The 10,688-nt window shown below is 73.9% G+C and carries 4 protein-coding genes; 2 read left to right on the forward strand and 2 right to left on the reverse strand.

What is annotated here, in order from left to right; all coding sequences use genetic code 11:
• Positions 1-4,883: type I polyketide synthase (locus AWW66_RS29480; RefSeq protein WP_157528120.1), on the reverse strand; the 4,883-nt coding region annotated here is incomplete at its 3' end.
• 830 nt (positions 4,884-5,713) lie between these two features.
• Here AWW66_RS29480 and AWW66_RS29485 point away from each other — a divergent pair.
• Positions 5,714-6,634: a sulfite exporter TauE/SafE family protein gene (locus AWW66_RS29485; RefSeq protein ID WP_067373251.1), complete on the forward strand. Its 921-nt coding sequence runs from the start codon at positions 5,714-5,716 to the stop codon at positions 6,632-6,634.
• 157 nt (positions 6,635-6,791) lie between these two features.
• Here AWW66_RS29485 and pgi read toward each other — a convergent pair whose 3' ends face one another.
• Positions 6,792-8,426 carry a glucose-6-phosphate isomerase gene (gene pgi / locus AWW66_RS29490; protein WP_067373257.1) on the reverse strand — a complete coding sequence of 545 codons (1,635 nt, stop codon included), beginning with the start codon at positions 8,424-8,426 and terminating at the stop codon, positions 6,792-6,794.
• A 1,114-nt stretch (positions 8,427-9,540) separates the two neighbouring features.
• Between pgi and AWW66_RS29495 the strand changes: the two genes are divergently transcribed.
• Positions 9,541-10,542, forward strand: coding sequence for a glycosyltransferase family 2 protein (locus AWW66_RS29495; protein ID WP_067373254.1), 1,002 nt, complete (start codon positions 9,541-9,543; stop codon positions 10,540-10,542).
• Positions 10,543-10,688 lie beyond the last annotated feature (146 nt).

The following is a 10,688-nucleotide window of genomic DNA, read 5'->3' on the forward strand; positions in this document are numbered from 1 at the left end:
TCGCTGAGCAGGTCGCCCCGGGGGTCCCGGGGGCCGACGGCCGGGGCGGTGCCCTCGGCGGTGCCGGCGGCGCCGTTGGCTGGGGTCATCGACAGCTCCTTGATGCGTCGGGGAGGGGTCATACCACCGGGAAGACAGGCGCCGTGCTGGTCCCGGACGAGCTGCCCGTCGACCGTCCAGACCGGACGACGGGTGGGTGCGGCAGCGGACGCCCCGGTGCCGACCCGGCCGTGGAAGAGCCAGTCGGGGCGGACCGGCAGGCCCGCGCAGGCCAGCTCGGCGACCGAGACGAGGAAGCCGCGCAGCCCCTCGTCCTTGCCCCGGTCACAGGCCACCGTCTGGTGCGGCCGGTCGCCGAGGACCGCCCCGACCAGCCGGCTGAGGACCTGCCCGGGGCCGACCTCGACGAAGACGCGGGCCCCGGCGGCGTACATCGCCTCGATCTGCTCGACGAAGCGGACCGGCGCGCCGATCTGCTCGGCGAGGTGGTGGCGCACCCCGTCGGCGTCCCCGCTGTACGGCGCGGCGGTGAGGTTGGACCAGACCGGGATGCGCGGCGCGGCGATCTTCCGGCCGGCGAGCACCTCGGCGAAGGTCTCCACCGCGCCGGCCACCACCGGGCTGTGGAAGGCGCAGGCGACCGCGATGGCCTTCGCCGACAGCCCCGCCTCCCGTAGCGCGACCACCGCCGCCTCGACCTTCGCGGTCGGGCCGGAGACCACCACCTGCTTCGGCGCGTTCCGGTTGGCCAGGACGACCTCGCTGGTCAGGCCGGCACCGGCGAGGACCCGGGCCACGTCGTCGGCGGGGGCGGAGACCGCCGCCATGGTGCCCGGGTCCTCCCCGCAGGCGTCCAGGATCGCGGTGGCCCGCAGGCGGCTCAGCTCCAGCAGGGTGGCCGCGTCGAAGGCCCCGGCGACGCAGAGCCCGACCAGCTCGCCGTAGCTGTGCCCGGCGGTCAGGTCCGGCCGGACGCCGAGGCGGCGCAGCAGGTGGTCGACGGCGAGCCCGCCGATCCCCAGCACCGGCTGGGCGACGCGGGTGTCACGGACCCGGTCCTCCTGCGCCCGCCGGCCGTCCCGGTCGAAGGCGGCCGGCGGGAAGAGCAGCTCGGCGGCGTCCCGGTCGAGTTCCAGGTAGTGCCGCAGCTCCGGAAAGGCGACGAAGAGCTCGGCCAGCGCCCCCGGACGCTGGCTGCCCTGCCCGGGGAAGAGGAAGGCCACCCCACCGGGGCCGCCCGTGCCGCCCGAGCCGACCGTGCCGGCGGTGGCCGGCTGCACCAGCCCGCGCGCCGGGTCGTGCTCGCCGGCGAGGGCCCGGTGCAGCAGCGTCTCCAGCTCCGCGACGTCCCGGGCGACCACCGCGACGCGGGTCGGGGCACGCCCGCCGCCCCGGCCGGCGACCGCCGCCGCCAGCTCGGCCAGGCGTCCCGGCCGGTCCCGCTCGGCGTCTGCGGCGAGCCCGTCGAGCACCTGCCGGACCGCCTGGTGGGCGGCGGCGAGGTCGGCGCCCCGGAAGCAGAACAGCTCCGCCGGCCAGAGCCGCCGGGCGTGCCGGGGCTCCGGCGCGTCGGCGTACGCGGTGAGCACCGCGTGGAAGTTCGTGCCGCCGAAGCCGAAGGCGCTCACCCCGGCGACCCGGTCGGCGGCCGGCACCGGCCACGGTCGCGCCTCGGTGTAGAAGGCGAACGGGCTCTGCTGCGGGTGCCAGGCCGGGTTGGGCCGGGTCAGGTGGATCGTCGGCGGGCGGACCCCGTGGTACAGCGACAGGCTCGCCTTGATCACCCCGGCCAGCCCGGCGGCGCACTTGGTGTGCCCGATCTGGGACTTCACCGAGCCGAGCGCGCACCCGCCCGGCTCCGCGCCGGACTCGGCGAAGAGCCGGGTCAGCGTCTCCAGCTCGGTGCGGTCGCCGACCACGGTGCCGGTGCCGTGCGCCTCCACCAGCCCGACCTCGCGCGGGGAGATCCCGCTGCGCCGGTACGCCCGGTCCAGGGCCCGGCGCTGACCGTCGGGGCGGGGCGCGGTGAGTCCGAGCGCACGCCCGTCACTGGCCCCGCCGAGGCCCTTGACCACCGCGTAGATCCGGTCGCCGTCGCGTTCGGCGTCGGCCAGCCGCTTCAGCACCACACAGGCCACCCCCTCGCCGAGGGCGATGCCGTCGCCGGTGCTGTCGAAGGGGCGGGACCGCCCGGTCGGGGAGAGCGCGTGCGCCGAGGTGAACATCAGGTAGTCGTTGATGCCGTTGTGCAGGTCGGCCCCGCCGCAGATCATCAGGTCGCTGTCGCCGGCGACCAGTTCCTTGCAGGCGGCGTCCATCGCGGCCAGCGAGGAGGCGCAGGCGGCGTCGATGGTGTAGTTCGGCCCGCCCAGGTCGAGCCGGTTGGCGACCCGGCCGGCGATGACGTTCGCCAGCACCCCGGGGAAGCTGTCCTCGGTGACCGTGGGCAGCAGCTCCTCCATCTCCTCGGGCACCTCGCCGAGGTACGCCGGGAGCATGGTGCGCAGGGTCTGGGCGTGACCCATGTCGCTGCCCGCCTCCGCGCCGAACACCACCCCGGTCCGGGCGTGGTCCACGCCCGGGGCGTCGAAGGCGTACCCGGCGTCGACCAGCGCCCGGTGGGACACCTCCAGGGCGAGGAGCTGGGTCGGGTCGATGCTGGCCAGGGCGGCCGGCGGGATGCCGTAGCCGATGGCGTCGAAGGGCACCGGCTCGATGAAGCCGCCCCACTTGGAGACGCTGATCCGGCCGGTGCGGCCCGGCCCGACCTCGGTGGCGTAGTACAGGTCGGTGTCCCAGCGCTGGGCGGGCACCTCGGTGACCGCGTCGGCCCCGGTGAGCACCGTGCGCCAGAAGCTGTCCAGGTCGGGGGAGCCGGGCAGGACGCAGGCCATGCCGACGATGGCGATGTCCAGCGGGGCGACGGGCTCCTCGACCTGCGCCGCAGGCGGCTCCAGGCGGGCCCGCAGCGTGTCCCGCCGGGCGGCGTGGAAGTCGCGGACCGCGCCGCTGACCGCGTCGTGCAGGTCGGCCACGGTGGTGGCGGCGTCGCGCAGCACGGCGACCTGGCCGGCCATGAAGAGTCCCTCGGCGGCCTGGACGTCCTCGTCCACCGCCTCGATCGTCTCGCCGGAGCGGCGCAGCCCCTTGCTGGCGATGCGCAGCCGGCCGACGTTGAGCAGTTCCAGCCGCTCCCAGACCTCGCGGTGGTCCACCCCGGCGTCGGCCAACTGGGTGCGCAGCTCGTGGAAGTCGTCGACGAACGGGGTGTGCAGGCAGCGGGTGACGTGGCCCGGGGCGGTCTCCAGCACCGCCGTGCGCTCGGCGGCCAGCGCCTCCCGCTGGAAGCGGGGCTGGACCGCGCCGTGCGCCACCGCCTCGGCGGTGAACAGGTACGCCGTACCCATCAGCACGCCGACCCGGGCGCCCCGGCGGGCCAGCGGCGCGGCCATCGTGGCGACCATCGCCGCCGACCGGGCGTCGTGCACGCCACCGGCGAAGAAGACCTGCACCTCGTCGGCGGCGGCCGGTTCGGCGTCCAGGTACTCGTCGAGCACCAGCAGTTGCGCCTCCCAGAGCGGGAAGCTGAACCGGGGGCCGACGTGCCCGCCGCACTCGGCGCCCTCGAAGATGAACTTGCGGGCGCCGGCGCGCAGGAACTGCCGGAGCAGGCCCGGGGAGGGCACGTGCAGGAAGGTGCTGATGCCCTGGTCCTCCAGGGCGCGGGCCTGCGGCGGGCGGCCCCCGGCGATGATCGCGCAGGCCGGGCGGATCTCACGGATGACGTCGAGTTGGGCCGTGCGCAGCTCCTCCGGGGCGAAACCGAGCACGCCGACGCCCCACGGCCGCTCGCCGAGCCGGTCGGCGGTCTCGGTGAGGATCCGCCGGCACTGGTCCGGGCCGTTGAGGGCGAGAGCGACGAAGGGCAGCGCCCCGCCCTCGGCGACCGCCGCGGCGAACGCCGCCTCGTCGCTGACCCGGGTCATCGGGCCCTGCGCGACCGGTACCCGGACCCCGAGGGCCGCCGCCAGGGGCGCGCCGGGCAGCAGCAGGTCACCGGCGTCGCTGTCGCCGACGGCGTCGAGCATGGCGGCCCGCAGCCCGCGTACCGCGCTGGCGGTGTCCGCCCAGCGGTCGGCGAAGACGCCGGCCAGCCAGCCGTCCTGCCCGATCGGCAGCAGCTCGGTGTCCGTCTCGTGCGGTCCGCCCCGGCGGACGCCCCGGACCCCGTCGACCAGGGCGGTCTCCGAGCCGTCCATCCGCCGGAGCGTGGCCTGGACGTCCGCGGGCAGCTCCGACTCGGGCATCAGGGCGAGCTGGGTGTCCAGCAGCACGCCGGCCGCGCCGCCGACCAGGCAGGCGCCGGCGGTCCGGGGGCCGATCCCGCCGGCCACCCAGACCGGCAGGTCCAGCTCCTCGTCGGCGACGAGCTGCTGGAGCAGGACGAAGGAGCTGAGGTCGCTGACCCGGCCGCCGCCCTCCAGGCCCCGGGCGACGAGTCCGTGCGCGCCGGCCGCCGCGGCGGCGTGCGCCTCGGCGCGGTCGGTCACCTCGACGACGACCCGGTACCGGGTGGCGGTCTCGGCCGTGGGCCAGGGGCTGTCCGGGGTGAGCAGGACCAGGTCCACCCGGCCCTGCGCGGCGTGGTCGACCTCGTCGGGGGTGGCCAGGCAGCCGGCCGGTACCCGCACGCCGATCGGCGTGGGGGACCAGGAGGCGGCCCGGCGCAGGGCGCGCAGCGCCCAGTCGTCCCCGGCGGCCAGGTCGAGGATGCCCAGCCCGCCGCCGGCACCGGCGGCGGCCGTGATCCGTGGACCGGGTTCGAGGGTGCCGGCCGGGTTCACAACCATGACCAGGTCGCGCGTGTGCGGTGCAGTAGTCATCAGGCTCCCACTTCGTGCGCCGAGGATCGCGGGGGGCGACGGGCCGGACGCACCGGCCGGACCAGCGGCGACGGGCGTCCTGATTTGCGACAGTCAATGTCGCAGCGAGTCATAACGTAGCGGCGCTCAGTTACGGCCCGGTTAAATCTGACCTATCTCACTGTGCCGCTGAAGATTTCCTACCAAGGCGGCGGGAATTGCGGTAGGGGTAACCAGCGGAAATGGCCCCGCTGTTGCCGATGTTGCGTCAGCAGTGGCGACCGTCGATCGGAAAGAAGCGGCGGGTGTCGCTTTCACGAATGATTCGGGATGCCCCTGTTATGCCTGGTGGCAGGCGATTCGGAACGGCGCATCCCAGTATGTGGAAGGGGTCTTGTCAGGGGTTGCCGTGGAGGCGAACCATCCCTGTCTATGCCGCAGCCGCCAATACCCATCAATTAACTTCGGCATTCGGAGGAGAGATCGAATTTAAGGTGATCATTGTATTGCCTGGTGGTGCGGGCGGTGCGGGCGGGTGTTCCGCGAGTGGTATCCGGTCGCTCCGGTTGCTGGCCGGGCGTCGGCGGCCGGCGGCGGCCCGGGCGACCGGGCCGCTGATCATGGCCGCGAGGTGACTGGCGTACGCCGCTGAGATGGCGTCTACCAGGAGACTTAACGAACGTTTTACAAGTTCGCCGGAAAAATCGGCGGTCGGCCGGTGGGCCGCGCGACACGTCGACTGTCCCGCACATCTGCACTGACCTGGACCGGCGGGGTTCCGTGGTCGCCACGACGGCCACGCCCCGTCCGGACGACCCTGCCCTCATTCCTCACTCGAATCGGCGGTAAATGTGCGTAAACTCCTTCTCCTCGCCCTCGTCGGCCTCGGTGCGCAACTGGTCGACGGCAGCCTCGGTATGGCCTACGGTGTGACCTCCACAACACTGCTTCTGGCCATCAACACCAGTGCGGCGAGCGCTTCCGCGACTGTTCACCTCGCCGAAATCGGCACCACTCTCGCCTCGGGTGCCGCGCACTCGCGATTCGGCAACGTCGACTGGGCGGTGGTCCGTCGGGTGGGCGTCCCGGGTGCCCTCGGAGCCTTCGCCGGGGCGACCTTCCTGTCCAGTCTCTCCACCGAGACCGCCGCGCCGATCATGTCGCTGATCCTGCTCGGCCTCGGCCTCTACGTGCTGATCCGGTTCACCGTCGCCGGCCTGCCGAGGGACCGGGTCGGGCTGCCGCTGCGCAGGCGGTTCCTCGGACCGCTGGGCCTGGTCGCCGGCTTCGTCGACGCCACCGGTGGTGGCGGCTGGGGCCCGATCGGCACCCCGGCCATCCTGGCCAGCGGCCGGTTGGAGCCGCGCAAGGTGATCGGCTCCATCGACGCCAGCGAGTTCCTGGTGGCCGTCGCCGCCAGCCTCGGCTTCCTGCTCGGGATCGGGGCGGCGAACATCGACTTCACCTGGGTCGCCGCGCTGCTGATCGGCGGCATGGTCGCCGCGCCGATCGCCGCCTGGCTGGTGCGGATGGTCCCGCCCCGGGTCCTCGGCTCCGCCGTCGGCGGTGTCATCATCCTGACCAACGTCCGGACCCTGCTGCTCAGCGACTGGGTCGACGCGCCGGCGGCGCTGCGGTACCCCTGCTACGGGCTGATCGTGCTGGTCTGGGCGACGGCGATCGGCTGGTCGCTGCGCCAGCACCGGGCCGAGCGGGCCGTCGCGGTCACCCCGTCCGACGGGGCCGAGGACCGCGCCACCACGCCGGCCTGACCGGGCCGACCCCCGGGTCGGCCCACGACGGTCCGCACCTGCGGGCCAGCCGGCGGCCCCGGCCCGCCGGGGCCGCCGCCCCGGGCCCGGCCCGGGGCGGCGGACGGCGACCCGTCAGCGGTACCGCCCGGCCGCCGGGCGGTACCGCCGGTGACGGTCAGCCCCGGCCGCGCTGGCTGCGGTAGCGCCCGATCAGCGCGGCGGTGGAGGAGTCGACCGTGCCGAGGTCGGGGGACTCCCCGGTGAGCAGCGGGGCGAGCTGGTTGGCCATCACCTTGCCCAACTCCACCCCCCACTGGTCGAAGGCGTTGATGTCCCAGATCGCGGCCTCGGTGAGCACGATGTGCTCGTACAGCGCCACCAGCTGACCGAAGGTGGCCGGGGTGAGCTTGCCGGCCAGGATCGACGTGGTCGGGTGGTTGCCGGCCATCACCCGGTGCGGCACCAGGTCCGCCGGGGTGCCCTCCGCCTCGACCTGCTCGGCGGTGCGCCCGAAGGCCAGCGCCGCGGTCTGCGCGAAGAAGTTCGACATGAACAGGTCGTGCATCTCGCCGATGTCGTGGTTCGGCTCGCTGAACGCGACGAAGTCCGCCGGCACCAGCCGGGTCCCCTGGTGGATGAGCTGGTAGAAGGCGTGCTGCCCGTTCGTGCCGGGCTCACCCCAGAAGATCTCCCCGGTGTCGTACGACACGGGGGAGCCGTCCACCGTCACCGACTTGCCGTTGCTCTCCATGGTGAGCTGTTGCAGGTACGCGGGGAACCGGTTCAGGTACTGCGAGTACGGCAGCACCGCGTGGGTCTGCGCGCCGAGGAAGTTGGTGTACCAGACGTTGAGCAGGCCCAGCAACGCCGGCGCGTTGCGGGCCAGCGGGGCGCTCCGGAAGTGCTCGTCGACGGCGTGGTACCCGGCCAGCATCTCGGTGAACCGCTGCGGCCCGACGGCCAGCATCACCGACAGGCCCACCGCCGAGGGCAGCGAGTACCGCCCGCCGACCCAGTCCCAGAAGCCGAACATGTTCGCCGGGTCGATGCCGAAGTTCCGGACCCGCTGCTCGCTGGTGCTGACCGCGACGAAGTGCCGGGCGATCGCCGACTCGTCACCGTCGAGCCCGGCCAGCAGCCACCGGCGGGCCTGGTGGGCGTTGGCCAGCGTCTCCTGGGTGGAGAAGGTCTTGGAGACCACCACGAACAGGGTGGTCGCCGGATCCAGGTCGGCGGTGGCCTCGTGGATGTCGGTGGGGTCGATGTTGGAGACGAACCGGCAGGTCAGGCCGGCGTCCCGGTAGTCCTTCAGCGCCTCGTACGCCATCACCGGGCCGAGGTCGGAACCGCCGATGCCGATGTTGACGACGGTGCGGATCCGCTCCCCGGTGTGCCCGCGCCACTCGCCGGAGCGGACCGTCCCGGCGAACGCCGCCATTCGGTCCAGCACGCCGTGCACGGCGGCCACCACGTCCTGACCGTCCACGGTCAGGGTGGCGTCCCGGGGCAGCCGCAGCGCGGTGTGCAGCACGGCCCGGTCCTCGGTGGAGTTGACGTGCGCGCCGGAGAACGTCGCGGCGATCCGGTCGGTCAGCCCGACCCGCTCGGCCAGCGCGGTGAGCAGCGCCAGGGTCTCGTCGGTGACCAGGTTCTTGCTGTAGTCCACGTAGAGGTCGGCCACCTCGACGGTCAACCGCCCACCCCGGTCCGGGTCGGCGGCGAACAGGTCCCGCAGCCGGGTGTCGCGGATCTCCTCGGCGTGCTTGCGCAGGGCCTGCCACTCGGCGGTGGTGGTGACGTCCGCTGCCATCGGGTCGATCGTCTCCCTCAGGGGTCGGTGATACGCGCCGGCGGCCTGCCGGCGGCGACACCAGCGTGCCATCACGAAGATCGGCACGCGAGCCTGACGCGGCCCGCGTCCGCCAGGCTGGACGGCGGGGCACCGGCCGGTGGCGGCGGACCGGTCGACCGGGTGGACCGGCGGCGCCGACGGCGGGGCGGGTCGCCGTGGCCGGGCCCCACCGGTGACCCGCCGGCCGGTCGCCCGGTCGGCCCCGCCCGGCCAGATGTGCGGCGAGGCGTCGGGTCCGGTGGAAAGCGGATTCCGTACGGCGTTAAATAGCCGGGGCCGGTAAAACTGTTCACGCCCGGGGTGCGTACGTTTCGCCCGCCCGCCGGGCGGGTTCCGGTGTCGTCATTTAACGCCGCGCTTCCGGGTGTCCGGTGGTGGTTTTCGTCCCGGCCCGCGCGGGCCGGTGGTCGGGTCGTCGCGGGCGGCGGCCGGCGATCCCGTCGGGTGCCGGCCGGGGCGGCGCCGCAGCCCGGCATCGGGGCCGCGGTGGCCCGGCCGGTCCGGGTGTTGCGGCCCCGAGGCCGGTGCGCCGCCCGTGCCGGGGCGCGTTCCAGCAGCTCAGCGGCTTTCTTTGACGGGTGGCTGCGGATGGGTGGTGCGGCGGGTGTTGCGCTTCGGAAAAGTCAGGGTGCATATCACGCTATGTGATCAGAGCGACACAACACTGCACGCTGGTGGAAATCGCCGTGCACCGCCTGTCCCTGACACAAGTGAAGATATTGAGCTTTGTCTAACTATTGCAACTGTGGGCGAATCTCGGGTCGACACTTTTCGGGCATTCCCTGGCAGGGTTTGATCGATTGCGCCGGCGGGTGCGGGACGTGGCTTGTCAAGTCCTTGACGACCTCGTCAGGGGGTCGCAAGATATAGGCGGTCATCATTTACAGCCGTTGGTGGCCACCCACCTTCCGGCCCGTCGGCGCGCTCGTGGACAACGGGCGCGGCCCGGACCGCAGAATCTCGCCACCCATCATGCCGGCACCGGTCCACCCCGGGACCGCTGGACTCCGTGCTGCCCCGACGTGGGGGCGACGGTCGGCCGGACCACCCTGACGCGAGGAGGAGAGGCAGCGTGGACCCGCTGGTCTCAGTCGTCATACCCTGCTTCAACCGGGCCCGGACGGTCGCGCTGTGCGTCCGGTCGGTGCAGCAGCAGACGTACCCCACCATCGAGATCATCGTCGTCGACGACGCCAGCACCGACGACTCGGCCGCGGTCGCCGCCGCGACCGGTGCCGCCGTGCTGCGGCTGGCCACGAACAGCGGTCCCGGCGCGGCCCGTAACCGGGGCGCGGACCACGCCCGGGGCGAGATCCTGTTCTTCCTGGACGCCGACGTCGCCCTCGAACCCGGCAGCGTCGCCGCCGCCGTCGCCGCCCTGCGTGCCGACCCCGCCCTGGGGGCGATCTGCGGGGTGCTCCGCCCGGAGTCCCTGCTCTCCCGGAACATCATCGCCGAGTACCGGGCCCTGCAGATGCACCACTGGTGGCTGGCCCAGGAGGGCCCGATGGAGGGCCTGCACACCGCCCTGTGCGCGCTGCGCGCCGAGGTGTTCCGCGAGCTGGGCCCGTTCGATCCGGAGCTACGGCACACCGAGGCGCCCGAGTACGGGCACCGGATCCGCCAGCAGCGGTACGAGGTGCGCAGCACCGCCGCCATCGCCGGCACCCACGACCACGACACCACCCTGCGGGTACTGCTGCCGAAGGCGTTCCTGCGGGCCTGGGCGAGCGCCGCCGAGGTGCGCCCCGGTGAGGTCCTGGGCGGGGCCGCCTCCCGGGTCCTCGCCAGCGCCCTGGTGCTGGCCACCGCGTTCACCCTGCCGCTGCCCCTCGTCGTCGGGCCGGCCGCCGCAGCGGTGCCGCTGGCGCTGCTCACCGGTGCCGTCGCCCTGGACGCCGGCACCTACCGCCGGGTGGCGGCCAGCCGGGGCGTCGGCTTCGGCCTCCGGTTCGCCGCCGTGCACCTGCTGTACCAGCTCACCTCCGCCGCCGGGGCGGCCCTCGGCACGGCACAGCGACTCGCCCAGCGCCTCACCTGGCGCTCCGGACCCTCGGTGGGGGTCTCCCGGTGACCGCGCGGCGACCTGCCGGGGTGGCGTCGGGCCGCGCCGGCGCCCGGCGCGGGCCGGACCGGACAGCCGCCGGGGGGCCGTGCTGATGGCGGCGACCGGTGTGCCCGGGGACGGGTCGCGGGACGCGGTGGCGGTGGTGGTGCCGA

Origin of the sequence: Micromonospora rosaria (genome assembly GCF_001567585.1) — a bacterium.
GTDB lineage: Bacteria > Actinomycetota > Actinomycetes > Mycobacteriales > Micromonosporaceae > Micromonospora > Micromonospora rosaria.

What these genes read in the sequence shown, in the direction of transcription:
- pgi (WP_067373257.1), bottom strand. Translation starts at nt 8,426, where the DNA reads ATGGCAGCGGACGTCACCACCACCGCCGAGTGGCAGGCCCTGCGCAAG.